The 26,071-nt window shown below is 70.2% G+C and carries 26 protein-coding genes and 1 pseudogene; 16 read left to right on the forward strand and 11 right to left on the reverse strand.

All coding sequences use genetic code 11. The annotated features are described in order from the left end of the window. Positions 1 to 23: 23 nt before the first annotated feature. From AB0K15_RS19420 to AB0K15_RS19435, 4 genes are all read right to left on the reverse strand, one after another. Positions 24 to 3,647, reverse strand: coding sequence for a hypothetical protein (locus AB0K15_RS19420; RefSeq protein ID WP_364051827.1), 3,624 nt, complete (start codon positions 3,645 to 3,647; stop codon positions 24 to 26). A gap of 59 nt (positions 3,648 to 3,706) precedes the next feature. Then, complete coding sequence (locus AB0K15_RS19425) at positions 3,707 to 4,279, reverse strand: hypothetical protein (RefSeq protein WP_364051830.1); 573 nt, start codon at positions 4,277 to 4,279, stop codon at positions 3,707 to 3,709. Between the two features lie 95 nt (positions 4,280 to 4,374). Next, a complete protein-coding gene (locus AB0K15_RS19430; protein ID WP_364051833.1) occupies positions 4,375 to 4,674 on the reverse strand; it encodes a WXG100 family type VII secretion target in 300 nt (99 codons plus the stop codon). 47 nt (positions 4,675 to 4,721) lie between these two features. Beyond that, on the reverse strand, positions 4,722 to 5,060 hold the full coding sequence (locus AB0K15_RS19435; RefSeq protein ID WP_364051836.1) for a WXG100 family type VII secretion target: 339 nt from the start codon (positions 5,058 to 5,060) through the stop codon (positions 4,722 to 4,724). Positions 5,061 to 5,441: 381 nt separating this feature from the next. On the opposite strand from AB0K15_RS19435, the gene AB0K15_RS19440 reads away from it, so the two are divergent. The 6 genes and pseudogenes from AB0K15_RS19440 (at position 5,442) to AB0K15_RS19465 (ending at position 13,083) form a co-directional block, all read left to right on the forward strand. Continuing rightward, positions 5,442 to 6,275 carry an alpha/beta hydrolase gene (locus tag AB0K15_RS19440; RefSeq protein ID WP_364051839.1) on the forward strand — a complete coding sequence of 278 codons (834 nt, stop codon included), beginning with the start codon at positions 5,442 to 5,444 and terminating at the stop codon, positions 6,273 to 6,275. A 503-nt stretch (positions 6,276 to 6,778) separates the two neighbouring features. After that, complete coding sequence (idi, locus tag AB0K15_RS19445) at positions 6,779 to 7,348, forward strand: isopentenyl-diphosphate Delta-isomerase (RefSeq protein ID WP_364051842.1); 570 nt, start codon at positions 6,779 to 6,781, stop codon at positions 7,346 to 7,348. Positions 7,349 to 7,456: 108 nt separating this feature from the next. Continuing rightward, positions 7,457 to 8,131, forward strand: coding sequence for a GGDEF domain-containing protein (locus AB0K15_RS19450; protein ID WP_364051845.1), 675 nt, complete (start codon positions 7,457 to 7,459; stop codon positions 8,129 to 8,131). A gap of 2,315 nt (positions 8,132 to 10,446) precedes the next feature. Further along, a pseudogene (locus tag AB0K15_RS19455) lies at positions 10,447 to 11,793 on the forward strand (LCP family protein); the annotation flags it as partial. 155 nt (positions 11,794 to 11,948) lie between these two features. After that, positions 11,949 to 12,620 (forward strand): phosphate signaling complex protein PhoU, encoded by a 672-nt coding sequence (phoU, locus tag AB0K15_RS19460; protein ID WP_364051848.1) that lies wholly within the window; start codon positions 11,949 to 11,951, stop codon positions 12,618 to 12,620. A gap of 130 nt (positions 12,621 to 12,750) precedes the next feature. Next, positions 12,751 to 13,083: a hypothetical protein gene (locus AB0K15_RS19465; RefSeq protein WP_364051851.1), complete on the forward strand. Its 333-nt coding sequence runs from the start codon at positions 12,751 to 12,753 to the stop codon at positions 13,081 to 13,083. Between the two features lie 4 nt (positions 13,084 to 13,087). On the opposite strand, the gene pstB is transcribed toward AB0K15_RS19465, so the two are convergent. The 6 genes from pstB to AB0K15_RS19495 all read right to left on the reverse strand — a co-directional run bounded on the left by pstB (position 13,088) and on the right by AB0K15_RS19495 (position 18,974). Further along, positions 13,088 to 13,864 carry a phosphate ABC transporter ATP-binding protein PstB gene (pstB, locus tag AB0K15_RS19470; protein ID WP_364051854.1) on the reverse strand — a complete coding sequence of 259 codons (777 nt, stop codon included), beginning with the start codon at positions 13,862 to 13,864 and terminating at the stop codon, positions 13,088 to 13,090. Between the two features lie 3 nt (positions 13,865 to 13,867). After that, positions 13,868 to 14,782 carry a phosphate ABC transporter permease PstA gene (pstA, locus tag AB0K15_RS19475; RefSeq protein WP_364051857.1) on the reverse strand — a complete coding sequence of 305 codons (915 nt, stop codon included), beginning with the start codon at positions 14,780 to 14,782 and terminating at the stop codon, positions 13,868 to 13,870. 2 nt (positions 14,783 to 14,784) lie between these two features. Further along, positions 14,785 to 15,705: a phosphate ABC transporter permease subunit PstC gene (gene pstC, locus AB0K15_RS19480; protein ID WP_364051860.1), complete on the reverse strand. Its 921-nt coding sequence runs from the start codon at positions 15,703 to 15,705 to the stop codon at positions 14,785 to 14,787. A 200-nt stretch (positions 15,706 to 15,905) separates the two neighbouring features. Then, positions 15,906 to 17,036 (reverse strand): phosphate ABC transporter substrate-binding protein PstS, encoded by a 1,131-nt coding sequence (gene pstS, locus AB0K15_RS19485; protein WP_364051863.1) that lies wholly within the window; start codon positions 17,034 to 17,036, stop codon positions 15,906 to 15,908. 223 nt (positions 17,037 to 17,259) lie between these two features. After that, the gene (gene mshD / locus AB0K15_RS19490) at positions 17,260 to 18,159 is read right to left on the reverse strand and encodes a mycothiol synthase (protein ID WP_364051979.1); all 900 of its coding nucleotides are present in this window, start codon (positions 18,157 to 18,159) and stop codon (positions 17,260 to 17,262) included. A gap of 77 nt (positions 18,160 to 18,236) precedes the next feature. Next, complete coding sequence (locus tag AB0K15_RS19495) at positions 18,237 to 18,974, reverse strand: response regulator transcription factor (protein WP_364051866.1); 738 nt, start codon at positions 18,972 to 18,974, stop codon at positions 18,237 to 18,239. Between the two features lie 177 nt (positions 18,975 to 19,151). Here AB0K15_RS19495 and AB0K15_RS19500 point away from each other — a divergent pair, with 177 nt between their 5' ends. The 10 genes from AB0K15_RS19500 to AB0K15_RS19545 all read left to right on the forward strand — a co-directional run bounded on the left by AB0K15_RS19500 (position 19,152) and on the right by AB0K15_RS19545 (position 25,214). Next, positions 19,152 to 20,051 carry a DUF2993 domain-containing protein gene (locus AB0K15_RS19500; protein WP_364051869.1) on the forward strand — a complete coding sequence of 300 codons (900 nt, stop codon included), beginning with the start codon at positions 19,152 to 19,154 and terminating at the stop codon, positions 20,049 to 20,051. A gap of 7 nt (positions 20,052 to 20,058) precedes the next feature. Further along, complete coding sequence (locus tag AB0K15_RS19505) at positions 20,059 to 20,505, forward strand: thioredoxin family protein (protein ID WP_364051872.1); 447 nt, start codon at positions 20,059 to 20,061, stop codon at positions 20,503 to 20,505. A 102-nt stretch (positions 20,506 to 20,607) separates the two neighbouring features. Then, on the forward strand, positions 20,608 to 20,706 hold the full coding sequence (locus tag AB0K15_RS19510) for a putative leader peptide (RefSeq protein WP_364051875.1): 99 nt from the start codon (positions 20,608 to 20,610) through the stop codon (positions 20,704 to 20,706). A 90-nt stretch (positions 20,707 to 20,796) separates the two neighbouring features. Continuing rightward, entirely contained in the window at positions 20,797 to 21,228 is a 432-nt protein-coding gene (locus AB0K15_RS19515) for a DUF4395 domain-containing protein (RefSeq protein WP_360597889.1), read from the forward strand. A gap of 34 nt (positions 21,229 to 21,262) precedes the next feature. Continuing rightward, entirely contained in the window at positions 21,263 to 22,099 is an 837-nt protein-coding gene (locus AB0K15_RS19520) for a sulfurtransferase (RefSeq protein WP_364051879.1), read from the forward strand. Beyond that, complete coding sequence (locus AB0K15_RS19525) at positions 22,100 to 22,408, forward strand: DUF1416 domain-containing protein (RefSeq protein ID WP_364051882.1); 309 nt, start codon at positions 22,100 to 22,102, stop codon at positions 22,406 to 22,408. 282 nt (positions 22,409 to 22,690) lie between these two features. Continuing rightward, positions 22,691 to 23,305 carry an FABP family protein gene (locus AB0K15_RS19530; protein ID WP_364051885.1) on the forward strand — a complete coding sequence of 205 codons (615 nt, stop codon included), beginning with the start codon at positions 22,691 to 22,693 and terminating at the stop codon, positions 23,303 to 23,305. A 21-nt stretch (positions 23,306 to 23,326) separates the two neighbouring features. Further along, complete coding sequence (gene pxpB, locus AB0K15_RS19535) at positions 23,327 to 23,935, forward strand: 5-oxoprolinase subunit PxpB (protein WP_364051888.1); 609 nt, start codon at positions 23,327 to 23,329, stop codon at positions 23,933 to 23,935. Then, positions 23,935 to 24,783: a biotin-dependent carboxyltransferase family protein gene (locus AB0K15_RS19540; RefSeq protein ID WP_364051891.1), complete on the forward strand. Its 849-nt coding sequence runs from the start codon at positions 23,935 to 23,937 to the stop codon at positions 24,781 to 24,783. The genes pxpB and AB0K15_RS19540 overlap by 1 nt, the downstream gene beginning before the upstream one ends. A gap of 5 nt (positions 24,784 to 24,788) precedes the next feature. Continuing rightward, positions 24,789 to 25,214, forward strand: a complete 426-nt coding sequence (locus AB0K15_RS19545) for a hypothetical protein (RefSeq protein WP_364051982.1) — start codon at positions 24,789 to 24,791, stop codon at positions 25,212 to 25,214. Here AB0K15_RS19545 and AB0K15_RS19550 read toward each other — a convergent pair. Next, positions 25,196 to 26,041, reverse strand: coding sequence for an aminodeoxychorismate lyase (locus tag AB0K15_RS19550; RefSeq protein WP_364051894.1), 846 nt, complete (start codon positions 26,039 to 26,041; stop codon positions 25,196 to 25,198). The genes AB0K15_RS19545 and AB0K15_RS19550 overlap by 19 nt on opposite strands. Positions 26,042 to 26,071 lie beyond the last annotated feature (30 nt).

Consider the following 26,071-nt stretch of genomic DNA (forward strand, 5'->3'; position numbering starts at 1 on the left):
CACCTCCTTCCCGAACTTCCCCGTCACTCGAGCACGCCCGAAGGCCGGCTCGCCGGACGGCCCCACGCGGACTCGTCCTGGCTCAGCAGGTCCGCCATCGTGCGCTCGGCCTCTTCCTCTTCCTCGCCGTCCTCGGCTTCCGCAGTGTCCTCTTCGGACTCGAGCTCGTAGGGGTCGGGTCCGCCGTTCGTGGGCAGCTCGTCCGCGTAGAACTCGCCTTCGCCGGTCCGCACCCGCTGGTACTTCGCGAGCTGCGGCGAGTCCTCCGCACCACCCGCGGGGCGCCACGGCTTGTCCGAACGCTCCACCAGGTCGGTGACGAAGTCCTCCTCCCGCTCCTCGCGCTGGGCGAACGCCGAGGAAGGCAGCAGGCCCGGCAGGAAGTCCGCGGTGCCGGCGTCCCACGCCGAGGTGTCGACGACCTCCGCGGCCTGGACCACGGCGATGCGCACCTCGTCGGGCTCGCCACCGCCGACGCCGCCCGCGATCGCGCCTTCGCGGTCGTCGTGCTTGCCGTTGTCCTGCTGGGCGTTCTGCGTGTTCTGGGCCGACTGCGTTGCCGGGCTCGCCGGGGTTGCGGGGGTCGCGGCCGAGCCGGCCACGCCCCAACCCGCTTGCACCGGCGGCACCACGACCGGGACGGCCGGGACCGCGCTCGTCGCCCAGCCACCCGAGCCGGCGGCCGGCTGGTCGCCGGTGCCCCAGCCCGTGACGGGGGCCGGGTCGTCGGGGGTCGCCGCGGTCACCGGCTCGGCCGGCGTGGCTTCGACGGACGTCGGGTGCACCGGGGTCGGGTGGACGGGCGTCGCTTCGACCGGCACCGCGGTGACCGGAGTGGCGTCGACCGGCACCGGTGCGGCGGGCACCGGGTCGGGCGACGTCGACCACGACGTCGCCGGCGCGGCCGGGGTGTCGCTGACCACGGCCGGGTCGCCGGCACCCGCCGGGACCTGACCGTTCGTCCACGGCTGCGTGGTTCCGTCGAGCAGGCTCGCGGAGTCGGGCCGCTCGGTCGCGGTGCCCGTGGGCGCGGGGCCGCCCACACCGTTCTGCGGCGGGACGGGCATGCCCGGTGCGCCGGCGCCGTCGTGCGCGGCCGGCGTGTCGAGACCGTCCACGGAGGACAGCGCAGGCGGCGCCCAGTCGGCCGACTTCGACGGCGGAGTGTCCCCGAACGAGCTGGGGTCACCGACGCCGGACGGCGAGCTCGCCAGCCACGCGTTGTCCACGCCACCGAGCAGGCCGGCCGAGTCGGGCCGGTCGGCGGCCGGCGCGTTCGCACCCGACCCGCCACCCGCGCCGCCCGGCGGCATCATCGGCATGCCCGAGCCGGCGCCACCGGCGCCGACCTGGCCGGGACCGTTCGTCCCGTTCGGGTCCGTCAAGGACTGCGGCAGGTCCGGCGGCGGCACGAGGTTGCTCGAGTCGAGCCCCTTCACCCCGTCCAGCCCACCGCTGTCACCGGCGCCACCGAGGTCACCGGTACCGCCGACGCCCGCGTCCGCTCCGGGAGGCGGAGCCCACGACGCCGACTTGAGCGGCGGCGTCTCCCCCAACGAGGTCGGGTCGCCGATGCCCTGCGGGACGTCGGTGAGCCACGGCTTGTCGATGCCCCCGAGCAGACCGGCGGAGTCGGGCCGCTCGCTGGCCTGGTTGCCCAGGCCGCCCGCGCCACCACCCGCGCCGCCCGGCGGCATCATCGGCATGCCCGAGCCGGCGCCACCGGCGCCGACCTGGCCGGGACCGTTCGTCCCGTTCGGGTCCGTCAGGGACTGCGGCAGGTCCGGCGGCGGCACGAGGTTGCTCGAGTCGAGCCCCTTGATCCCACCGGGACCGTCCGAGCCGGCGCCACCGAGGCCGCCGACGCCGTCGAGGTTCGCACCGCCGGCGCCACCGGTCCCACCGGCGTCACCGGGCGGCGGCGCCCACGAAGCGTGGCTCAACGGCGGGGTTTCGCCGAGCGAGGTCGGGTCGCCGATGCCCTTCGGGATGTCCGTGAGCCACGGCTCGTCGACGCCACCGAGCAAGCCCGCCGAGTCCGGCCGTTCGCTGCCCTGGTTGCCCAGGCCGCCCGCGCCACCGGCGCCGGTGGGCGGCGGCATCATCGGCGGCGGCGGAATCGCGCCCTGGTTGCCGTTGTTGCCGCCGTCCTGCAGGCCCGGCGGCAGGTCCGACGGGTTCAGCGCGTTGCTCGACAGGTTGTTGCCCAGGCCGGCGCTGCCCGCCGGCGGCGGTGTGAGGGCCGGCGGCTTGATGTCGCCGAGGCCACCACTGCCACCCGTGCTGCCAGGACCACCGGAGTTGCCGAGGCCGAGGTCGCCGGGGCCACCGCCGCCCTGGACGTCACCGGGCGGCGGCGTGAGCGCGGGCGGCTTGATGTTGCCGAGGCTGCCGCCACCCCTCGTGTCGCCATTGTTGGCGCCCGTCGAGCCGGGCGGCGGCGTCAGGTTGGGCGAGGTGAACGGAGGCAGGTCGCCGAGACCACCGTTCTGGCCGCCGTTCTGCCCGCCGTCGTCGCCACCGATCGAGCCCGGCGGCGGCGGCAGGTTCGGCGACGTGAGCGGAGGCGGCGTGGTGTCGAAGTTGCTCAGGCCCGTGCCGCTGGGGCCGCCACCGCCGGACGTGTCGAGGTTCGGCGGCGCGACGTCGAGGTTCTGGAACGGCGGCGGGTCGCCGGCACCGCTGTCGCTGCCACCGAGGCCACCAGGCGGTGGCGGGATCTCCGCGGCGTTGAGGGGTGGCGGGTTGCCGCCGCCACCGGCCCCGTCGCCGCCACCGAGGTCACCCGGGGGCGGCGGGATGTTGGGCGGCGGGACGTTGCCGCCACCACCACCGCCGTCGCCACCACCGGCACCCCCGCCAGGCGGCGGGATGTCGGCGGGCGGCGGGATGTTCGGGGGCGGTGGCAGGTTGTCGCCGCCGCCGCCGGGGGGCGGGACGTTCGGCGGCGGTGTCGGCGGGGCCTGGCCGGGCGGCGGCGGGCTGTAGCTCGAGGTCGCGACGGTGTTGTACTTCCCGGCCAGCTGGTTGCCGACCTGGCGCATGTCGTTGGTCATCATCTCGACGGCATCGGGGAACTGCGAGATGAACGCCCGCCCGTCGCCGAGGACCTTGCCGCGGGCGATGACCTGCTCGGCGTAGTAGCTGTCGATGTAGCGAAGGGTGTTCTGCGCCCACTGCAGGTAGGCGGCCGAGTTCACGAGCTGGGTCGGGATGTCGCGCGCACCGCCACCGCCGTCGGTGATCATGTGCACGAGGGCGTCGAACTTCGCGCTCAGGTTGCCGGCGAGCACCTTGAAGTTGTCGGCGGCGGTGCCCTTCCACGGCCCGTCGTCGCCGGCGAGGGCGGCGGTCTGGTCCTTGATGGCTTGGGAGATGGCGGCGAGGTTCAGCTGCGTCGTCTGGAACACGCCCGCGGCTGCCTGCAGCGACTGCCAGTTGACGTTGCCGTAGGCCCGGTCCAGGTTGTCCTGACCACCGGTCATCGAACCGCCGCCGAGGATGGCGGCCTCGATCTGCTTCCAGGTCAGCCCGTCGAAATCCTTGTTCGGGTCACCGGTGGTGTTCGCCATTCCGGTGCTGCTGGAATCGGGCCAGATGCCGTTGTCGTCCTGCTGGAACCCGTTGTTGTTATTCGGGTTGGTCACTGCCGCTCCATCTTCCCTTGCTCACCCGGAACCTGGGACCGCCGTCCCCGAGACGGCGGTCAGCTGTGCTTGTTGCCCGCGTTGTTGATTTCGTTGCTGACGTTGCCGAAGTACTGGTTGTACTTGTCCATCGTCATGTTGTTGGCCTCGTCGGCGTCGTCGTAGGCCTTCGACGCCGTGTTCACGGCTTCGGAGAGGTCGTGCAGCGACGTGATGAGGTCCTGGATCGTGGCGCGCGTGGTGTCGCGCACCCCGCCGGGTCCGACGATCGGCTGGGTGATCTTGCTGTTGGCGGTGGCGAAGATACCGGGCTTGACGGTGATGCCGTCGAGCTGGCCGGGCAGGTCCTTGAGCGGGCCGTCGGCGAGGGTCTGCATGTTCGTGGCGAACGTGCGCATCGCCTCGGTGTTGACCGTGGTCACGCCCTTGCCGGGGTGGTCGGCGCCACCGGGAACCGGGGGCGGCGTGGTGACGGTGCCCTGCGGGATCCACTGGTTGTCGACCGGCGGCGGGGTCTGGTCACCAGGGCTCTTGAACGGGCCGCTGGTCGTCGCCGAGTTGTTGTTCCCGTCGCCGTTGATGGAGTCCATCACCGTCTTCGCCGATTCGAAGACGACTGGGTCGAATGCCATGAGTGCTCACTGTCCTTTCAGGTCTGCGGACCCGGTGGGGACACCGGGGGCGCGGCGGGTGACCCACCGCGCCCCGGGGACCCGCGACGCCGGCATCAGCGCTGCGCGAACCGCTGCGCGTTGCCGCTCTCGGTGGTCGAGGTGCCCTCGTTGATGTGCGACAGGGTCTGCGAAGCGGCGTCGAGCGCCTGCGGCAGGACCTGGGCCTGCTGGTGGCACCACTCGTAGGTTGACTGGAACTCGTCGGCCGCGGCACCGGTCCAGTGCTCGCGCTGCGCCTGGATCTTGCTGTGCATCTCTTCCAGCAGCGAGGTGATCTGCTGCGCCTGCTGCTTGGCCGTGTTGACGGTGTCGCCCATCACGGCGAAGTTGATCTGGAAGTTGCCCAGAGCCATGGATCTGTCCTCTCAGGAGAAAGCTGGGGGGGTTGGTTTCGAGCAGATCAGAAGCCGTTGAGGCCGCCGCCGCCGATGGCCGCGGCCTGGGCGCGAGCCGTGGCGGTGTTGTCCTCGTCGCCGCGGTCGTAGTCCGCCGCACCCTGGGTGACGTGCTCGGAAAGGGTGGTCAGGCGCTGCACGATCTTCTTCACCGTATTGTCGAACTCGCCCATGGCCTGGTGGAAGATCGTGGCGGAGTCCGACCGCCAGGTGCCGAGCAGTTCCTGCATGGTCGAGTCCACCTGGCCGCCGGTGCTCGTGATCCCGTCACCGGTGCTGGTGATCGTGCTCGCACCCTGACGCATGATCCCGGTATCGACCTTGGCGCCGTCCTGCGAAGCCATGCTCTTCTCCTCTGGTTGGTTTGATCTTCGATTGTCGACACGTAGTCGAAGCTGCTCTCCGTCAACACGACGTCATCGTGGGGACGGTTCATCGCAATTGCCGTGACGCCGCTTCACACTTCCGAGGTTCGAGAAGGCTGACCGGAGCCGGCGAGGTAACGGTAAGTGAGTGCACGAAGTCACGCGCTCGGATGTTCCCTTATGGACACCACGTCGCGGACGCGGGGGCAACGGCGTTCACGACTGGACAAACAGGACATGGCCCAGCAAGGCCCGGGTGCGGCTGACCGGATCGGTCCGTTCCTTGCCCTTTTTTCCACCAAGGTCTGCATGAGAGGCCATCGCCGGAAAGTGTCGGTGCGCCCCCGTAGAGTGCGAGCCGTGATCGACCAGCTCACCATCCCGACCGAAGCAGGCTCTTTCGACGCGATCGCCTCCGGGCCGGAGGACGGTCGCCCCGTGCTGCTGCTCCACGGCTTCCCCGAGGCCGCTGTGGAGTGGGAACACCAAGTGGCGACCCTCGGTGTACTCGGCTACCGCGCCGTGGCACCCGACCAGCGGGGCTACTCGCCGGACGTTCGACCGGAACGACCGGCGGAGTACGGTATTTCTACCCTGGTGGACGACGCCGTGGCAATGGCGGACGCGTTGGGGTGGCCGAAGTTCGACCTCGTCGGCCACGACTGGGGCGGGGCCGTCGCGTGGTGGACCGCGGACGCTCACCCTGGCCGGGTGCGCAGCCTCACCGTGGTGTCCACTCCGCACCCCGCGGCTCTCGGGGCGGCGATGAGGACCGACGAAGACCAGCACCTGCGCTCGGCGTACATGACGGAGTGGCGCGCGACCCCGGCTACGGAGCGGAAGATGCTCGCCGACGGCGCCCGCGCGCTGCGCGACGTCTTCGATCGCCGCATCCCGCCGAGCCGGATCGACGAGTACGTGCGGCGCCTCGAGGAACCGGGCGCGCTCACAGCCGCGCTGAACTGGTACCGCGCCGGGCGGCCGGGCGGGAAGATCGGCAAGATCGAGGTGCCGACGCTCTACGTGTGGTCCACCGAAGACGTCGCGTTCGGCTCCACCGCGGCGCTCGACACCGGCAACTGGGTCACCGGGCCGTACCGGTTCGAGATGCTCGAGGACGTGTCCCACTGGGTCGCCGAAGAAGCCCCCGAGGCCCTCACCTCCCTCATCGTGGAGCACCTCGGCAGCCACTGACGAAGGAGCCGGCCCGGATTTCGTTGGCACACGGGAATTATTACTGACATCCGTCCAATTCGGACCGCTGGACAAGATCGTTCACCCGAGGCGGTCACGCGTCGGCCCGCGGACCGGTGGCTGTCACGGACTGTGCTGTTCGGCGCGGTTCGCCAGGGGTGGTTCGTAGGTCGCTTTTTCACCGCGGGCAGGGGTTTCCGGTTGCCGTCGGGCTTCCGGACGCGCGGCGATCGGTGCGTCAAGAGCCGGCTCGGTAGTTCACCCGAGCCGGGTCGAGCGGCGGCTCGCCGGCCCCGGCGGTGACGGATCGTGTCGACCGACCGGACCCGGCGCCGTTTTGTCCACTTCGGACTCGAGTGTTCACCCGAGGCGGTCACGCGAGGGCGCGTGGGGCCGCAGCCGTCACGCACCGTGCCGCCCGGCCACCCGAAACGGGATGAACAGCACGGCCACCCGCCTTGCGGCGGTACCTCGTCCGTGGAGCTCTGGTGTTCAGTGGTCACGTGGACACCATCACCGAATCCGAGTCCGAGCGCGTCGTCTTCGTCACGGAGGACGGCGTGCCGACGGGAGAGACCGGGCCGAAGCTCGCGAGCCACCACGGCGAGACGCGGCTGCACCTCGCCTTCTCTTGTTACGTGCTGCGCCGTTCGGACCAGGCGTTGCTGATCACGCAACGGGCGCCGGACAAGAAGGTGTGGCCGGGGGTGTGGACCAACAGCGTCTGCGGGCACCCCGCGCCGGGCGAGTCGCTGCCCGACGCCGTGCGCCGGCGCGCCGCGTACGAGATCGGGCTGCCGGAGCTGCAGGACCTGGAGTGCGTGCTGCCGAAGTACCGGTACCGGACGCCGCCGTTCCAGGGGATCGTGGAGAACGAGTTCTGCCCGGTGTTCGTCGCGTGGGTGGATCGCGACCCCGAGCCCAACCCCGAGGAAGTCGGCGGCTGGCGGTGGGTCTCGTGGGCCGATTACGCACAGTTGCTCGAAGGCACTGGGGTAAACGTGAGTTACTGGGCCAAAGACCAGTACGCGCAGCTCAAGGGCAAGAAACCGTTTTCCACGCTGGGGCGGTAGAACTTCGGTGCGTGACAAAGCCGGGCCCACGTCGTCCACTTGAGCGATATTCGCTTTCGCGCGTACCGATGTCTCAAGACACCGCTCCTTTAAGACGACAACCATGAGGTGGCGGAGGTGGGTGTGGCGGCCGAGGACGAGTTCACGGCGGGTACACCCGCTCCCGATCTGCTGAGCCTGCACGAGTCCATCGCCGGCATGTTCGCCAAGCAGGGCGACTGGCGCCGGGCGTACGAGCACCTGCGGTCCGCGCTCGACATCGCGCGGGCCGGCAGCCTGCGCGACCCGCTGACGTCGAGTTACAACCGCCGTTACCTCGACCAGCGGTTGCCCGGGCTGCCGGCCGCGCGTGGTCTCGCCGTCGCGCTGATCGACCTCGACCTGTTCAAGCACGTGAACGACACGTACGGTCACCTCCTCGGCGATCGCGTGCTGTGCCGCGTCGCCGACCTCCTGCAGGAGGAGCTGCCGCCCGACGGGTTCTGCGCGCGCTACGGCGGCGAGGAGTTCGCGCTCGTGCTGCCGGGCGTCGACGCGCCGAAGGCCGTGCGCATCGTCGAGGCCGCTCGCACGCGCGTCGCCCGTCACCCCTGGTCAGAACTTCAGCCCGGCTTGAGAGTCACCATCAGCGCGGGCCTGGCGCACGCTTCCGCCGGCCCGGTGTCCGCCCAGCGGCAACTCCTGCGCGCGGACAACCTCCTGTACGCGGCGAAACGCGCGGGGCGCAACAAAGTCGCCTATCAAGACCGCGAAACGAAGCGCGTCATTACCCACTCTGAGTAACGTAAACGCGGGCCCACTCCCTTTTGCTTGCTCCAATCTTCACCTGTTCGTCCGCTTCGGGCCGTCTTGGGTCGACTCATGGTGAAGAAATTCGCGGGAGGGTGTCGTCACGAACGGCGGGTATCCGTACGATAACGAAAACCTCCCGGGGAACGACGTGCCCTGGGAGAGCCGGAACGAAAGGCCCCCGCCGCCGGTTCGTCAGCGCCCGAAGTGCGAAAGGAGTCCGAGTGCCCGACGATCGCCCCCTCCCCGGCACCGGTCGCCACTCGGACAACGGCACCCCCCGCACCCGCGCCGGCCGCCGCCGCTCCATGGAAACCCAGGGCGGCATCAGCGTCTCCGACGTCGTGGCCCGCCACACCGGCGAACGCCCGACCTTCGACACCGAGGATTCCGACCCGGGCTCGCGCCGCGCGGAGCCCGGGGGACGGTCGAACGGCAGCTCCCACCTGGCGGAGTCGAACGGCAGCGCCCGCCTCGGCGGCCCCAACGGCTACTCTGCCTCGCCCGGCTCCCGCACGGGCTCACGACGCGCCGACGACTCCGGCTTCGAGGGCAGCTCACACCTCGCGGACTCGAACGGCAGCTCCAGCCTGCGCCCAGGCACCTCGCACCTGGCCGAGTCCAACAGCACCTCCCGCCGGGGCGGCGCCAGCACCTCGCACCTGGCCGAGTCCAACGACACCTCCCGCCGGGGCGGCGCCAGCACCTCGCACCTGGCCGAGTCCAACGGCACCTCCCGCCGGGGCGGCGCCAGCAGCTCACACCTCGCGGACTCGAACGGCAGCTCCCACCTGGGCAGCTCGCACCTCGCAGACGAGACCTACTCGACTTCCTCCCGCTCGCACCGCGCCGAGCAGCCGCCACCTCGCGGCCGCCGCGCCCGCCCCGACGACGACCCGCCCGCCGCACCTTCGGCGGGCGGCCCCGTGCCACGCGCGGATTCCGCAGGCCGGGCCTCGCACGCCGCGGACGCGCCGGAGCCGGCCCACTCGCGCGGACCCCGCCGGGCCGCGCCGGAACCACCTTCCCCACGCCGTCCGACGACCTCGCAGCCACTCCCCACCGGCCGCCGCCGCGCCCCGGAACCCCCGACCCCCGGCGGCAGCCACGCCGTGCCCGACGACGGCCCAGACTTCTCCGACCTCCCGGCCGCCGAACCCCCCGGCCGCCACGGCACCTCCGCGCCGCCCGAGCCTCCGAACGGCCGCCCCCGCGGCCGCACCCCCGGCCCGACCGGCGCCGCCCCACTGCCCCCGGCCGAACGCCCCGCCCGCCCCAACGGCCAGCGCCCCGGCCCGAACGGCCTGCCCGGCGCAGGCGGCAACGCCGCGCCGAACGGCAACCCAGGCCCGAACGGCATGCCCCCCGCCAACGGCATGCCACGGCCCAACGGCGCCGCCGGCCCGAACGGCAAGCCCGGCCCCAACGGCAAGCCCAGCCCTCAGACCGGCACGAACAGCATGCCGGGACCCAACGGCGCTGCCGGACCCAGTGGCAAACCGGGCCTCAATGGCAACCCATCGGCGCGAGGCGACGCGAATGGCATGACCGGCGCAAACGGCGTGCCGGGCGCAGGCGGTCCTGCCGGACCTCACGGCAAGTCCGCACCGAGTGGCACGTCCGGCTCGCATGGTGTGCCAGGAGCTGCCGGGCCCCATGGCAAGGCCGGCCCGAATGGCATGGCGACGGCCAACGGCATGCCACGACCCGGCGGGCCTGCCGGTACGAACGGCAAGCCTGGGCCGAATGGCAGCGGCATGCCGGGGGCCAACGGCGTTGCCGGGCCCCATGGCAAGCCCGGATCGAACGGCACCGGGCCGAACGGTGTGCCCGGGCCCAACGCCAAAGCCGGGCCCAGCGGCAAGCCGGGACCGAACGGCATGCCGAACCCCGGTGGGATCCCGGGACCGGATGGTCTTGCCGGTGCGAACGGCAAGCCGGGACCGAATGGCACGTCCGGACCGCACGGTGTGCCGGGGGCCAACGGTGCTGCCGGGCTGAATGGCAAGGTCGGGGCGAATGGCAAGCGGCGGCCCCAGGCCGGCGCGAACGGCCGGCCCGGGCCGAACGGTGCCGTCAACGGCAAGCCCGGCGCGCCCGGCAAGCCCGGCGCAGACCAAGGTCTCGCGGCCGACGGGTTCGACGAGAACGACGAAAGCGCCGAAGCAGACCACCAGAACAACCAAGCCGCCCCAGGGGCTGAGCGCACTCAGCTCACTTCCCCCGTCGGTGAGCGCACTCAGCTCACCCCTCCTATCGACGGCAAGCGTCCGCCTCGCCAGCGTCGGACGCCCGCGCGGCCGGCCGGGGTGCCGGCGCGGTCGGAGCTCGATCCGTTGACCATGACGGACGAGATGGAGGCGATCGACGAGGCCACGCAGTACCGCAGGAAGATCGACCACACCCTCGCGCGCTTCTCGGCCGCCCACGACGAGATGCTGGCGGAGGAGGACAAGCGGCGCGAGCGGATGGCGCGGCTGACCGCGCGGCCCGTCGCGTTGTTCGAGCAGACGCGCACCGCGCTGCAGCGCGTGGTGGCGCCCACGGGGATCTACAAGGCGATCCCCGCCGAGGCGGACGACGAGAACCCCGAAGAGCGCGCCCCTCAAACGCGTCTGCAGGAAAAGAAGCAGCGCCACAGCGAGAGGGCCGTCCGGATCGGGCGGATCGTGCTCATCGTGCTGGCCGTGCTGGTCTTCCTGGGCACCGGCGTGGCCTGGGGAGCGGTGAACTGGTTCGACGCCAAGTTCACCCAGGTCTCCGCGCTCGACGAGAACTCCTCCGACATCCGCAACGCCGAAGCCCAGGCCAACGACGAGAACTTCCTCATGGTCGGCTCCGACAGCCGCGACGGCGCCTCGGCGGAAGAGGGCGTCGGCACCGCCGAGAGCAACCCCGGAGCGCGCTCGGACACCGTGATGGTCGCCCACGTGCCGGCCGACCGGAAGCGCGTGGTCGTGGTGTCCTTCCCGCGCGACCTCGAGATCAACCGGCCCGACTGCAACCGCTGGGATCCCTCGAAGTCCGCCACCACCGACGAGGTCGTGTCGGGCCAGAGCATCGCGAAGCTCAACACCGCGTACGCCGTGGGTGGCCCGCAGTGCGTCACGAAGGTGATCCAGAAGATCACCGGCTTGCGCATCAACCACTTCGTGGGCATCGACTTCAACGGCTTCAAGGACATGGTCGACGCGGTCCACGGCGTCACCATCAACAACGAGAAGCCGATCGACGACGAGGTGCTCGGCAAGGTCCTGCTGGAGACCGGCGACGTCACGATCTCCGGCGACCAGGCCCTGAACTACGTGCGCGCCCGCCACGTGAAGGGCGACCCGACGTCCGACTACGGCCGCATCAAGCGGCAGCAGGCGTTCATCGGCGCACTGCTGAAGAAGGTCATGTCGTCCGACGTGGTCCTCGACCCCGGCAAGCTGTCCGGCTTCATCACCGCGTTCGCGAAGGCCACCTTCGGCGACAACCTCGGTGTGCAGCAGATGATGACGCTCGCCCAGTCGATGCGCGGCGTGGACCCGTCCAAGATCAACTTCATGACCGTGCCCACCACCGGCACCGCCAACAAGCGCGGCAACGAGGTCCTCGTGCAGTCCAGAACGGACTCGCTCTTCGACGCCTTGCGCGACAACACCCCGCTGCCCGGGGAAAAGCCCACCACCGCGGCCAACGCGGGCAGCTCGTCGAAGATCGACAGCAAAACCACCGAGGGCTGACCCGCGGGATTTGTTAGACCGGATTCACGTGCGGTTCACCCGGCGATGCGGTATTCGGACAACGCGCGTCGTAGGGTGTCTCCATGCGTGAGGCTTACCATGTCGAACTCGAACAGCTCGCCGAGAACCTGGCCGCCATGTCGGCTCAGGTCGCCGACGCGATGGAGCTGGCCACCAAGGCACTGCTGGAGGTCGACCTGGGCCTCGCGGAGCAGGTGATCAGCGACGACGCGAAGGTCGACGACGCGCGCGCCGAGTGCGAGGAGCAGGCATACGCCCTGCTCGCCCTCCAGGCACCGGTCGCCACGGACCTGCGCACCGTGCTCGCCGCCATCCACGCCGCCGAGAGCCTCGAGCGCATGGGCGACCTCGCCCTGCACGTCGCCAAGGCCGCGCGGCGTCGTCACCCCGAAGCGGTGCTCCCGGAGACGGTGAAGCCCTACTTCGTCGAGATGGGCCGCGCCGCGGTGAAGCTCGCGCGCCAGGCCGAACAGGTCATCAAGTCCAAGGACGTCAACGCCGCCAAGGACCTCGAGACCGAGGACGACCAGGTCGACGACATCCACCGTCACCTGTTCACCGTGCTGATGGACCGTGAGTGGCCCTACGGTGTCGCCGCGGCCGTCGACGTCACGCTGCTCGGCCGCTTCTACGAGCGCTACGCCGACCACGCGGTCTCGGTCGCCAAGCGCATGATCTTCGTGGTCACCGGCCGCATGCCGGGCTACGAATCCGACGAGGACCTCAACGTCTGATCTCACGGCCGGCCGGCGACGGCTGTTCGATCAGAGACCGGTTCGACTGTCCACTTCGATCTTGATCCGACGCTGGTTTCTCCTCGCTGACAACGGATTCCGCGGCAACGCGGACCTGCGAAGGAGAACAATGATCACCAAGCGTTTGGTCGCGGCCACCCTCGGACTGGTCGCAGCCGGTTTCTTCGCCGTCCCGGTCGCCGAGGCGGCAGCCGCTCAGCCGGCTCCCGCCGCGGCGAACTCGACGTGCGCGCTGGACAAGGCGAGGCTCGCCAGCGCCCAGAAAGCACTCGACGCGGCCAAGGCCGTCGGTGCCAACGCCGCGGTCATCGCCGCCGACAACGCCGCCGTGAACGCGGCCCGGCAGGCCATCGCCCGCGACTGCCGACCGGCACCACCGACAACGAACCGGCCCCTCCGTCCACATCGGACGGAGGGGCCGTTTTCCCAAAGACCACAGTGAACGATCAGCCGAACCGGCCCGAGATGTAGTCCTCGGTCGCCTTCTCGTCCGGGTTGGAGAAGATCTTCTCCGTGTCGTTCAGCTCGATCAGCCGGCCGGGCTGGCCGACGCCGGCGAGGTTGAAGAACGCCGTCTGGTCGGAAACACGGGCCGCCTGCTGCATGTTGTGCGTGACGATGACGATCGTGTACTCCTTCTTGAGCTCACCGATCAGGTCCTCGATGGCGAGGGTCGAGATCGGGTCGAGCGCGGAGCACGGCTCGTCCATCAGGAGCACGTCGGGCTGCACCGCGATGGCGCGGGCGATGCAGAGCCGCTGCTGCTGACCACCGGAGAGGCCGCCGCCCGGCTTGTTGAGCCGGTCCTTGACCTCGTTCCACAGGTTGGCACCGCGCAGCGCGCGCTCCGCGATCTCGTCGAGCTGCTTGCGGTTCTTGGTGCCGCCCAGGCGCAGCCCGGCCACCACGTTGTCCTTGATGGACATCGTGGGGAACGGGTTGGGGCGCTGGAACACCATGCCGATCGTGCGGCGCACCTGCACCGGGTCCACCGCGGACGCGTAGATGTCCTCGCCGTCGAGCAGCACCTCGCCCTCGACGCGCGCACCCGGGATGACCTCGTGCATCCGGTTGAGCGTGCGCAGCACGGTCGACTTACCGCAGCCCGACGGCCCGATGAACGCGGTGACGTTGCGCGGCGGCACGTTGAGCGTGACGCTGTCCACGGCGTGGAACTTGCCGTAGTAGATGTCTACGTCCTTGACGTCGATTCGCTTGGCCATGACTCACTTCTTCTTCGGGGCGAGGAGCCGGGAGAGCAGGGTGGCGAGCAAGTTCAGGATCGCGATGATGATGACCAGCGTCAACGCCGCGCCCCAGATGCGGTCGAAGCCGACGCTCCCGGGGTCGAGCGAGTTCGTCACGCGCTCGTTGTTCATCACCAGCGGCAGGGCGGCCTGCTCGCCGTCGAAGGGGTTCCAGTTCACGTAGGCCGAGTAGCCCACGAGGACCAGCAGCGGCGCCGTCTCGCCCATCACGCGGGCCAGCGCCATCATGATGCCGCCGATGATGCCGGACAGCGCCGTCGGCAGCACGATCTTCATGATCGTCTTCCACTTCGGCACACCCAGTGCGTAGGACGCCTCGCGCAGGTCGTCCGGCACGATCCGCAGCATCTCCTCCGACGAGCGGACGACCACCGGGATCATGAGCAGCACCAGCGCCAGCGACACGGCGAAACCACTGCGCGGCAGGCCGAGCGTGGTGATCCACAGCGCGTAGATGAACAGCGCGGCGACGATCGAGGGGACACCGGAGAGGATGTCGACCATGAACGTGGTGGCCTTCGCGAGCTTGCCACGGCCGTACTCGACCAGGTAGATCGACACCAGCAGGCCGATCGGCACCGCGATGATCGCGCAGATCAGGCCCTGTTCCAGCGTGCCGATGATCGCGTGCAGCACACCGCCGCCGACCTCGTCGCTCAGCACGGAGCCGAAGTCCTCGGTCCACCAGTTCGTGAACGGGATGCGCTTGATGCCGTTGACGACCACGGTGTAGAGCACCCACACCAGCGGCACCACGGCGACCAGGAACGCCAGCCACACCAGCACGGTGGCGAAGCCGTTCTTGGCCTTGCGGGCCAGGCTGACCTGCTGGAACGCGGGCGTCACGGCGGGACGTTCGAGCGTTGTGGACATGCTCAGTCCCCCTTCTTGCTGATGATGGACCGGGCGGCGAAGTTCACCAGGAAGGTCAGCACGAACAGCACGAGACCGGCGGCGATGTACGCGCCGGCGGAGGTGGCGTTGTTGAACTCGCTGTAGTTCGCGGCGATCTTCGACGCGAACGTCGCGCCACCGTCGAAGAGGCTCCAGTCGAAGTTGCGGCCCTGCGGGATCAGCAGGATGACCGCGAGCGCGATGGTCTCACCGAGCGCGCGGCCGAGGCCCAGCATCGACGCACCGATGTAGCCGGCCTTGCCGAACGGCAGCACCGTGGTGCGGATGACCTCCCAGCGGGTGGCGCCGAGCGCCAGCGCGCCTTCGATGTGCGGGGTCGGCGTGCGCTCGAAGACCTCACGCGAGAGCGAGGTGATGATCGGCAGGATCATCACCGCGAGCACGATGCCGGCGGTGAAAATCGTGCCTCGCACGTTCGGCTGCACGTTGCCCGGCGCGAAGAGGGGGAACCACGAGAAAGTGGAGTTCACCCACAGCGAGAACGGCTCGATCGCCGGGGCGAACACGATGATGCCCCAGAGGCCGAAGATGATCGACGGCACGGCGGCCAGCAGGTCGATCACGTAGGCGAACCCGCGAGCGAGCCGCTTCGGCGCGTACTGGGTGAGGAACAGGGCGATGCCGAGCGAAACCGGCATGGCGATGATCAGCGCCACCAGCGAGGTGGCCACGGTGACCTCGGCGAGGTCCGCGATGCCGAACGCCATGTTCGTCGGGTCGTTGGTCGACCACCCGTGGTTGAACAGGAAGTTGACCTTGTCGACCTTCAGCGCCGGGATGGCCTGGATGATCAGGAAGATCCCGATCAGTCCGATCAGCGCGACGATGAAGATGCCGGCCCCGGTGGTCAGGTTCTGGAAGATGCGGTCACCGGCCCGCACCTTCTTCGGCTTCTCCTGCGCGGGTGGCCTTTCGGGCGCCGGCGCGGATGTTGTGTCCGAAATCGGATCCTCCGGGAACGCTCGGGCGGACGACGAACGCCCACCGGGGCCGCCGGTGGGCGTTCGCGTCGAGGATGACTCGCTCATCGACTGGGGTTCTGTCCAGCGTGTACTTGTTGTTCAGCCAAGTCGAGGATAGGTCAGGAAATCGCCTTGATGGCGGTCAGCACCTTGTCCTGCAGGCTCTGCGGGATCGGCACGTAGCCCTTCGACGACAGCTGCTGCTGGCCGGTGGTGGCCGAGACGGTCAGGAATGCCTTGACGGCCTTCGAGACGTCCGCGTTCGAGTACTTCGAGCACACGAGCTCGTAGGTCGTGAGCAGCAGCGGGTAGGCGCCGGCCACGTTGCTCGCGTAGATCTTGTTCAGGTCGAGCGCGAGGTTGTTGGAGCCCGGGGTGAGGAAGGTCGCGGCGTCGAGCGACTTCGCGACGTTCTGGGCGTTGAGCTCGACACCGCCGGAGCCGCTGTCGATCAGGGCCGGAGTGACGCCGTCCTTGGCGAACGCGCCCTCCACGTACGTGATCGAGCCGTCGGCACCCTTGACCGTGGTGGCGACGCCGTTCGAGCCGGAGGCACCGTTGCCGACGCCGCCGACGAACTTCTTGCCCGCGCCCTTGGTCCAGTCGGCCGGGGCCGCGGCACCGAGGTACTTCTGGAAGTTGTCGGTGGTGCCCGACTCGTCCGAGCGGGAGACGACCTGGATCGGCTTGTCCGGGAACGTGATGTTCTCGTTGCCCTTGACCGCCTTGATGGCCGGGTCGTTCCAGTTCTTGATCGCACCGGTGAAGATCTTCGCGATCACGGAAGGCGTGAGGGTCAGCTTGTCGACACCCGAAAGGTGGTAACCGACGGCCACCGGGCCGACGACCATCGGGATGTTCCACGCCGGGGAGGCGCAGCGCTTGTTGGCGGCTTCGAGGTCCGCGCCGGTGGCCGGGGAGTCCGTGCCACCGAAGTCGACCTGGTTGCCGTTGAACTGCTTGACACCCGCGCCCGAGCCGCTGGCGGTGTAGTTGACCTGCTGGCCACTGCACTGCTTGCCGTAGGCGAGCTTGAAGACGTCGATGGCGTTGTTCTGCGCCGTCGAGCCCTCACCGGACAACGGGCTCTTGCCACCGCAGTCGACCTGCGCGGTGCCGGTGGCGGCGGGGGCGGCGGCCGAGCTGGAGTTGCTGCTGTTGCTCGCCGCAGGGTCGCTGCCACAGGCGGCGAGCACCAGGGCGGCGCTCGCCACGATGCCCACGGCACCAAGGGGCCGCATGATCTTCACTGCATTTCCTCCACTCGGAGACTTCGCCGGATCGGCGCGCGTCTCAGCGCGCCGGATCCGGACATTAGGCAGCCCCGATGGACGGTCCCCCTTGCTCACATGAACGCAAAGTGAACAAGGCACCGTATGTGAGCAGGGCGACTACGCCGAAAGGGTGTCGTGTCCCTGCCGTGACCTGCACGTACGCAGAAAGTAACACGGGGCACTCACCCCGTCATGGTGATTACCGACCGTACTGGACGTCGGTTTCGAAACGCGTGAACCCCAGCTTCGAATAGACCGCCAACGCCGGTGCGTTGTCACCCTCGACGTACAGGATTACTTGGCGTAATCCCTTCTCGCGCAAATACCGAAGCCCGGCGAGCGTCAGTGCCTTGCCGAGTCCACCACCCTGTGTGCCCGGATCGACACCGACGACGTAGACCTCCCCGACCGGCTCACCGCCGAAGCGGCCGGGCACGGGCTCGTGCACCTTCGTCCAGTGGAAGCCGACAACGTCGCCGGCGTCGTTCTCCGCCAGGAAGAAGCCGGCCGGATCGAACCACGGCTGCCGTTCCTCGGCGCGCAGCTCGTCGACGCTGAACGCGCCCTGCTCCGGGTGCCAGTCGAACGCGCGCGCGTTGACGGCGATCATGGCTTCCTCGTCCTGCCCCGGCACGAACGTGCGCAGCCGCAGACCTTCGCGCAGCACAGGTTCGGGCCAGTCCGCGCCTTCGACCTCGACGTGCAGGATCAGCAGCTCACGCTGCCGGCCCAGACTGAAGTCCTTCGCCAAAGCGGCGGCCGCGGCGCTGTCCCCGTGGGCCCAGACGCGGGCGCCCTCGGCGGCCTTCGCGTCGAGCTCGCGGGCCAGCGCGGTGCCGACGCCACGACGGCGGTAGTCGGGGTGCACCACGACCTCCGCAACTTGGCGGCCGTAGGAGTCGCCCTCGGTGTCGAGGTGCGCGTAGCCGGCGGGCTTGCCGTCGAGGCGCGCGAGCAGGTGCAGCCCGCCCGCGAACTCGCGCGGCAACGGACCGGTCGCGTCGACCTCCGGCCGCCCGTCGGCCGCCTTCGCCGCGAGCAGCACCTCCCGCACCGCTTCCGCCGCGTCGGCCCCGAGTTCGGCCGTCCAGCCCGTCAGCTCTGTTTCCGCCACGAAGCCGACATTACCCACGCGCGGCGCTGCGTGAAGGGGCTCGTCGGGGGAATCGGCGCGCGTCAGCGGCTGGAGTATTCAGGCGCGGATTCGATGGCCGGCGCCGACTGCTTCGGACCGGACTTCGCGGGGCGCTCGAACTTGTAGCCGACGTTGCGCACGGTGCCGATCATCTGCTCGTGCTCCGGGCCCAGCTTGGCGCGCAGGCGCCGCACGTGGACGTCGACCGTGCGCGTGCCGCCGAAGAAGTCGTAGCCCCAGACCTCCTGCAGCAGCTGTGCGCGGGTGAAGACGCGCCCGGCGTGCTGCGCGAGGTACTTCAGGAGCTCGAACTCCTTGTACGTGAGCTCGAGGGTGCGCTTGCGCAGGCGCGCGGTGTAGGTGGCCTCGTCGATCACGAGGTCGCCCACGCGCAACTCCGCGTCGACCTGGCCGGAGACGCCGTCGCGGGTCGTCACGAGCCGCAGCCGCGCGTCGACCTCGGCGGGGCCGGCGGTCGGCAGGAGGATGTCGTCGGTGCGCCACTCCGAGCTCACGGCCACCAGGCCGCCCTCGCCGACCACGGCGATCACGGGCGTGCTCGCCTCGTCGTCGCCGGCACCCTTGAGCAGGCGGCACAGGCTCTTCGCCGAGGCGAGGTCGCTGCGCGCGTCGAGCAGGATGACGTCCCGGTGCCCGGCGTCGAGCAGGGCCGTCACCTCGGGCTCGCGGACGCGTACGGTGTGGGGCAGCAGATCGAGCGCGGGAAGCACAGAGGTGGGGTCGGCTTCCGCGGTAAGTACCAGAAGGTCCAGGCTCATGGAGCCACACCGCCTTCACAAAGTCAGGTCCTGGCGCACGGCCTCGAACGTGGGCCTCGGTCGGTGCTGAGTGAGAATACCGGGTGAACAACACGTCACCTAGCTCGTGCTGGATCGATCACACCTGGCCGAGCCCAGGAAGTGCCCCGGCCCCCGACGAACAGGAGAACCGACGCGATGGTGAGCAGGCCCGTGACGCGGGACGACCGACCGGCTCCTCGGCCGGACAACCGGCGTCGCGGACGGCGCGTCCGCCGCTGGGTGATCGTGCTCGGGGTCATCGTGATCCTGCTGGTCGGAGCCGATTTCGGAGCCGCCGCGTTCGCCGAGCACACGATCTCCCAGAAGGCGCGCGAGCAGCTCCGCCTGACCGACGACCCGTCGGTCGACATCCACGGTTTCCCGTTCCTGACGCAGGCGCTCTCGGGTGACTACAGTCACATCACGGTCTCGGCCGACGGCGTGCCCGTGGGCGGTGAACTACGCGATCTCGGCGTGAGCGCGGAGCTCGAAGACGTAACAGCGCCGTTGTCCGACCTCACCGCGGGCAACACGAAGAACGTGAAGATCGGCAAGCTCACGGGCGCCGTGACGATCAAGGCGTCGGACATCGCGCGCATCTCGCCACTGGACAAGATCCAGAACCTGCGCATCGACCAGAGCACCGAGGCCTACGTCAAGTACGGCGACACCGACCAGGGCCAGGAGCCGGACCCGACACCCACCAACGCGGCGGGCGAGCCGGAGGACGGCAACACCGCCGGTGTGCGCCTTTCGGGTGACGTGCAGGTGGCCGGCCAGAAGGTGGAGATCTTCTGCTTCGCGCTGATCGAGCTCAAGGGCAAGACGATCACGATCACCCCGCACCGGCTGCAGTTCGGGAATGACCACGAGACCACCGTCGTTCCGGACTCAGTGCAGAAGGCTCTCCTGCCGAACTTCCGCGCCACGATCGACACGAGCACGCTGCCGCTCTCGGTCACCCCGACCGCGGTGCGCGTGGACAGCGGTTCCGTGACGATCAAGGGCGAGGCGACCAACGTGAACTTCTCGGATCTGTCTACGTCGAAGGGGTGAGTGCCCGGTGACCGGAGTCTGGGTCCTGCTGGCCACGCTGGTGGTCGCGGTCGTGGCCGGCGTGCTGCTCAAGGCGCGCAACGGGCGGGTGCGCGCGGCCAAACCGGCCGCCGCGGCCCGCGATCTCGCCCAGCTGCCCGCTCCGGTCGCCGAAGCGCTCGACCCGGCTTCGGCCGTCACGCTCGTGCAGATCTCCACGACGTTCTGCGCGCCGTGCCGCCACACGCGCGCGATCCTGTCGTCGCTGGCCGACAAGACCGCGGGACTGCACCACGTCGACCTCGACGTGACCGAGCAGCCCGAGGTCGCCCACGCCCTGTCCGTGCTGCGCACCCCCACCACGCTCGCGCTGACCGCCGACGGCCGCGAGCTGCTGCGCGTGGGCGGCGTGCCGAAGGGCCCGGAGCTGCTGGCAGCCCTGCGTCCGCACCTGGCCGAAGCCGACGTCAGCTGACCCGCGGCGACCGCTTCACCGGCTGTTTCCCAGACTCCGGGACTCGTCCCAAGGTATGAACGCGGTTCCCTGTGCGTTGGCGCACTGGGTACCCTCGGCGGCGTGGACGAGCTGCCCATCACCCTCCTGACGCAGCGCCGCGCAGTGGACCTGTGCCGCGTGCGCAGCAGCTTGTGTCCGCGCCTGTCGCGCCGGCGCTGAACGACGTCCCAGCCCCGGTCTTCCGGCCCGCTCGACCCGTCGCCGCGTGCCTTTCGCACGCCCCCCGCCTCGCCCTCAGCAGGAGGAACCATGCCCGCCGGACCGGCCGTCGACCCGCGTGGCCCGCGGTTCGCCGCGATCATCACCACGATCGTGCTCGCCGTGGTGCTCGTGACGCAGTGGTGGCCGCTGCTTGCCCTGCAGACCGTGGTGTTCGCGATCGGCGCGTTCATCGGTCTCAAGCCGGCGCCGTACTCCGTGCTGTACCGCGCGCTCGTCGCGCCGCGGCTCGGCCCGCCGACCGAGCGCGAGGACGCGGCGCCGCTGCGGTTCGCGCAGGCCGTGGGCTTCGTGTTCGCGCTCGTGGGCACGATCGGCTTCGTCGCCGGCGTGACCCCGCTCGGCATCGTCGCGACGGCGTTCGCGCTGTTCGCCGCGTTCCTCAACGGCGCGTTCAACTTCTGCCTCGGCTGCGAGATGTACCTGCTGCTCAAGCGCTTCAGCCCCGCGCGGGCTTCCTAGCACTGCCAAACCCCAGAAGGAGATGTTCGCTTCCATGAGCCGTGAAGACGCCCTGGTCACCACCCAGTGGGCCGAGGACAACCTGGACACGCCCGGTGTGGTGTTCGTCGAGGTCGACGAGGACACGACCGCCTACGACGCCGGGCACATCCGCGGTGCGGTGAAGCTCGACTGGCGCAACGACCTGCAGGACGGCGTGCGCCGTGACTTCGTGAACAAGGCCGACTTCGAGAAGCTGCTGTCGGAGAAGGGCATCTCGAACGACGACCGCGTGGTCCTCTACGGCGGCAACAACAACTGGTTCGCCGCCTACGCGTACTGGTACTTCAAGCTCTACGGCCACGAGAACCTGCAGCTGCTCGACGGCGGCCGCAAGAAGTGGGAGCTCGACGGCCGTGAGCTCAACGCCGACGAGGTGAAGCGCGAGCCGACCACGTACAAGGCCAAGGAGCAGGACCTGTCGCTGCGCGCGTTCCGCGACGAGGTCGTGCAGGCCATCGGCGAGAAGAACTTCGTCGACGTGCGTTCGCCGGACGAGTTCTCCGGCAAGCTGCTCGCCCCGGCGCACCTGCCGCAGGAGCAGTCCCAGGTCCCGGGCCACATCCCGGGCGCGCTGAACGTGCCGTGGGCCAAGGTCGCCAACGAGGACGGCACCTTCAAGACCGAGGACGAGATCAAGGACCTCTACAGCGAGGCCGGCATCGACGAGTCCAAGGCGACCATCGCGTACTGCCGCATCGGTGAGCGTTCGTCCATCGCGTGGTTCGCGCTGCACGAGCTGCTCGGCTACTCGGACGTGAAGAACTACGACGGTTCGTGGACGGAATACGGCTCGCTGGTCGGCGTGCCGGTCGAGTTGGGAGCGAAGTAGATGGCTGACGACGGTTGCGGCGCCCCGGTCCAGGTGGCCACGCCCGCTGACTTCGACACCAACGGTCAGGTCGTGCTCGCCGGCAAGGTGACCGGCACCGACGGCCCGCTGGGCGGCGCCTTCGTGCGCCTGCTCGACGGCGGCGGCGACTTCACCGGCGAAGTGGTCGCCTCCCCCGAGGGCGACTTCCGCTTCTACGCGGCGCCGGGCTCGTGGACGGTGCGCGCGCTGCACCGCACCGGCAACGGCGAGGCCTCCGTCACCGCCGAAGGCCCGGGCCTGCACCAGCTGGCGATCTCGGTCGGCTGACGCGCTTTTCCGTGAAGGGCCCTCAGGGATTTCCCTGGGGGCCCTTCACTTTTCTGGGTTCACGACCCGCTCGGTGTGGCCGCGCGGCGAAGGGCACGTCTTGACGGGGCCGTGACTGTGCTCACCGCGGCGACCCTGCGGGGAGCCTGGGGGCGCCGGGCGGACTATTCTCCTCGCTGTGGAGACCCTGTTTACGATCCTGCTGGCCCTGGCGGCAGTCGCCATCGTGTGGTTCGCCTGCTACGTCGTCTACCGGCTGTACGCCGACCAGCGCTGAGCACCATGACCGCCAGTGGCGATGAAGCCATCGCGGCCGCCGAGGAGCGCGCGGCGAGCACGCGCACGCGCAACCTGCCGTTGTGGGACGACCTGCCGATCTCCAACGACACGGCCAACCTGCGCGAGGGCCCGAACCTGAACGACGCGTGCCTCGCGCTGCTGCCGATGGTCGGTGTCTGGCGCGGTGAGGGCGAGGTCGACTACCCCACCATCGACGGGCCGGTCAAGTTCGCGCAGCAGCTCACCATCGCGCACGACGGCCGCCCGTTCCTCACGCACGAGGCCCGCGCATGGCTGCTCGACGACGAGGGCAACGTCATCCGCCCCGCCGCCCGCGAGAGCGGGTTCTGGCGACCGCAGGAGGACGACACGATCGAGCTGCTGCTCACGCACAGCTCCGGCATCGTGGAGCTCTATTACGGCAAGCCGCGCAACCAGACGTCGTGGGAGCTGGGCACCGACGCGGTGATCCGCACGGCCACGGCCAAGGACGTCACCGCCGCGCAGCGGCTCTACGGCCTCATCGAAGGCAGCCTCGGCTACGTCGAGGAGCGCGCCATGATGGGCCAGGAGATGCAGCCGCACACGTCGGCTCTGCTGCACCGCGTCGTCGGCTGAGCAGGCCTCTAAGCTCTGTCCATGCTCTGGCGGCCCTGCGGCGAGCACGCCGCCCTGCTCGACTGCGACTCGCTCGCGCAGATGACCGCCGCCCGGGCCACGGTCGAGGCCGCCGGCGTCGACGGGATCGCCGAGCTCGTGCCCGGGGCGCGCAGCCTGCTGGTGGTGGCCGAGCCCGGATCACCCGCGCTCAAGTCCGTGCGGGAGCTGCTCGACGGCGCCGACCTCACGCACCCGCCCACGGGTTCGCCGCGCGAGGTCACCCTGGACGTCCACTACGACGGCGAGGACCTGGCGCTCGTGGCGCGCGATGCCGGGGTGTCCGAGGACGACGTCGTCTCGCTGCACACCGAAGCCGAGTACACCGTCGCGTTCACCGGCTTCGCGCCCGGGTTCGGCTATCTGACGGGCTTGCCGGACGCACTGCGCCAGCCCCGGCTCGAGTCGCCGCGCACGAAGGTCCCCGCCGGGTCCGTGGGCATCGGCGGCGAGTTCACCGGCGTCTACCCACGCGAGTCGCCCGGCGGCTGGCGGCTGCTCGGGCACACCGACGCGACGCTGTTCGACCCCACCGCCGAGCGGCCCGCACTGTTCGCGCCCGGCGACCGCGTGCGCTTCCGGAGCGTGTGATGCGCGCGCTGGAGATCGTCCACGCGGGACCGCTCGCGCTGGTGCAGGACCTCGGCCGGCCCGGTTACGCGCACCTCGGCGTGCCCCCTTCGGGCGCCCTCGACGCCGACGCCCTGCGCCTCGGCAACCGCCTCGTCGGCAACCCCGAGGACGCGGCCGGGATCGAGGCGTTGCTGGGTGGGCTGGCCGTGCGGGCGATGGCGCCGTGCACGGTCGCCGTGACGGGACCCCTCGTGCCGGTGCAGGTGGACGACCGGCACGTCGGTTCCCACTCAGCCGTCTCGCTGCGGGCGGGGCAAACGCTTGCGCTCGGCCGCCCGACGGACGGTTTGCGCAGCTACCTGGCGGTTTCCGGCGGGATCGCCGTCGAGCCGGTGCTGGGCAGCCGCTCGCGGGACGTGCTCTCGGGCATCGGGCCGGAACCGCTGGAAGACGGCGTATCGCTGCCGCTCGGCCCGGTCGCCGGAGTGCCCGCGGGAGCCGACGTGGTGGTCGCCCCCGCGGCATCCGAACGGCTCGTCGTGCCCGTGGTCCTCGGCCCCCGCGACGACTGGTTCACCGACCTCGTCGAGGGCCTCGGCGCCTGGTGGACGGTGACCCCGGAGTCCAACCGCGTCGGCCTGCGCCTCGACGGCCCGCCGCTACGGCGCGCGAACACCGCCGAGCTGCCCAGTGAAGGCCTGCTGACCGGCGCGATCCAAATCCCGCCGAGTGGCCTGCCCGTCGTCTTCCTCGCCGACCACCCCACGACCGGCGGCTACCCGGTGGCCGCCGTGGTGAGACGCGGGTCACTCGGCGCGCTCGCTCAGGCACGCCCCGGAACCTCTGTGCGGTTCCGCTCGTCTTGATGGGCGTGGAACGGGTAACGGTCACGGGTGGGACAGGTGTCCTGGAGCTGAACAGCAGCACTCGCGTCGAGCTGCCGCCGGCGTTGCGCATCGCGCTGGCCACGGGCCAGCTGCGGCGTCCGCTGGCCGAGACCCTGCGTGACCTGCTGGCCCTGCTCGTCGACGGGTGTTACCAGGTCGACGGCCCCGCCCGCCTCGACTCCGACGAGCCCCTCGTGCCCACCGCGACCTGGCCGCCCGACGACGAAGCGCGCGTCGCCTACTACCGCACCGCGATCCGCAGCGGCCACCGTCCCGTGGCCGTCGTGCTGTCCGGCACCCGGCCGTTGATCCTCGACGGGCACCACAAGATCGCCGCCTACGAAGCCGAAGGCTTGCGCGCGTCCGCCGTGGTGATCAGCGAGGCGCCGGCTCAGTACTCGCCTTCGTAGGCCGCCACCAGCTCGCGGTGCAGCTCCGCCGAGTCGGGCAGGGCGGTGCCGTCCAGCGTGTGCACGCGGGTGACCAGCCGGACCGACGACGCGAGGAAAACCCCGTCGGCCGTCGCGAGGTCGGCGGCCGAGAACGGCTCCACCTTCACCGTCCAGCCGGCCTTCTCCGCACCGCGGAACAGCGCGGCCTGCGTGGTGCCCGGCAGGATCCCCACGGTCGACGGCGGCGTGTAGAGCGTGCGCTCGCGCGCCAGCACGACCGTGGACGTCGGGCCTTCCAGCACGGAACCGTCGGCGGCGGTGAAGATCACGTCCTGCGCGCCGCGACGGCCGGCCTCGCGCAGGGCGGCCATGTTCACGGCGTACGAAACGGTCTTGGCGCCCAGCAGCAGCCACGGCGCGCGCTCGGCGACGTCGGCTCCGAAGCCGCGTTCCAGCGTCACCGCGGCGACGCCCTCGGCACGGGCGCGGCGCACCTTCTCGTCGATCTCCATCCCGAGGGCGAACGCGGTCGGCGTGCCGGCCGGATCACCGTCGACACCCCGCGTGTACACGATTTTCAACGCGATTTCCCGGCCACCAGCCCAGTTGTCGATCACGGCGCGGGCAGCAGTCTCGAACGCGGCGAGGTCGGGCGCCGGCAGCTCCAGCATCGCCGCGGAACGGGCGAGCCGGTCGAGGTGCGGACGCAGTTCCCGCGGCTTTTTGTCGGCCACGAGGATGGTCTCGAACACCCCGTCTCCGCGCAGCAAACCGAGGTCGTCCACACGAATGTGGGCGGCTTCGGGGTCGGCCAGGGTTCCGTCGAGGAAGGCAAGGACGCGCATGACGTCACCCTACTGGCACAGCGTGGCGCA

Origin of the sequence: Amycolatopsis sp. NPDC049253 (genome assembly GCF_040678995.1) — a bacterium.
Classification (GTDB): domain Bacteria; phylum Actinomycetota; class Actinomycetes; order Mycobacteriales; family Pseudonocardiaceae; genus Amycolatopsis.

What these genes read in the sequence shown, in the direction of transcription:
- AB0K15_RS19425 (WP_364051830.1), bottom strand. Translation starts at nt 4,279, where the DNA reads ATGGCATTCGACCCAGTCGTCTTCGAATCGGCGAAGACGGTGATGGAC.
- AB0K15_RS19430 (WP_364051833.1), bottom strand. Translation starts at nt 4,674, where the DNA reads ATGGCTCTGGGCAACTTCCAGATCAACTTCGCCGTGATGGGCGACACC.
- AB0K15_RS19435 (WP_364051836.1), bottom strand. Translation starts at nt 5,060, where the DNA reads ATGGCTTCGCAGGACGGCGCCAAGGTCGATACCGGGATCATGCGTCAG.
- phoU (WP_364051848.1), top strand. Translation starts at nt 11,949, where the DNA reads ATGCGTGAGGCTTACCATGTCGAACTCGAACAGCTCGCCGAGAACCTG.
- AB0K15_RS19465 (WP_364051851.1), top strand. Translation starts at nt 12,751, where the DNA reads ATGATCACCAAGCGTTTGGTCGCGGCCACCCTCGGACTGGTCGCAGCC.
- pstB (WP_364051854.1), bottom strand. Translation starts at nt 13,864, where the DNA reads ATGGCCAAGCGAATCGACGTCAAGGACGTAGACATCTACTACGGCAAG.
- pstA (WP_364051857.1), bottom strand. Translation starts at nt 14,782, where the DNA reads ATGTCCACAACGCTCGAACGTCCCGCCGTGACGCCCGCGTTCCAGCAG.
- AB0K15_RS19495 (WP_364051866.1), bottom strand. Translation starts at nt 18,974, where the DNA reads ATGAGCCTGGACCTTCTGGTACTTACCGCGGAAGCCGACCCCACCTCT.
- AB0K15_RS19500 (WP_364051869.1), top strand. Translation starts at nt 19,152, where the DNA reads ATGGTGAGCAGGCCCGTGACGCGGGACGACCGACCGGCTCCTCGGCCG.
- AB0K15_RS19515 (WP_360597889.1), top strand. Translation starts at nt 20,797, where the DNA reads ATGCCCGCCGGACCGGCCGTCGACCCGCGTGGCCCGCGGTTCGCCGCG.
- AB0K15_RS19520 (WP_364051879.1), top strand. Translation starts at nt 21,263, where the DNA reads ATGAGCCGTGAAGACGCCCTGGTCACCACCCAGTGGGCCGAGGACAAC.
- AB0K15_RS19525 (WP_364051882.1), top strand. Translation starts at nt 22,100, where the DNA reads ATGGCTGACGACGGTTGCGGCGCCCCGGTCCAGGTGGCCACGCCCGCT.
- AB0K15_RS19530 (WP_364051885.1), top strand. Translation starts at nt 22,691, where the DNA reads ATGACCGCCAGTGGCGATGAAGCCATCGCGGCCGCCGAGGAGCGCGCG.
- pxpB (WP_364051888.1), top strand. Translation starts at nt 23,327, where the DNA reads ATGCTCTGGCGGCCCTGCGGCGAGCACGCCGCCCTGCTCGACTGCGAC.
- AB0K15_RS19540 (WP_364051891.1), top strand. Translation starts at nt 23,935, where the DNA reads ATGCGCGCGCTGGAGATCGTCCACGCGGGACCGCTCGCGCTGGTGCAG.
- AB0K15_RS19550 (WP_364051894.1), bottom strand. Translation starts at nt 26,041, where the DNA reads ATGCGCGTCCTTGCCTTCCTCGACGGAACCCTGGCCGACCCCGAAGCC.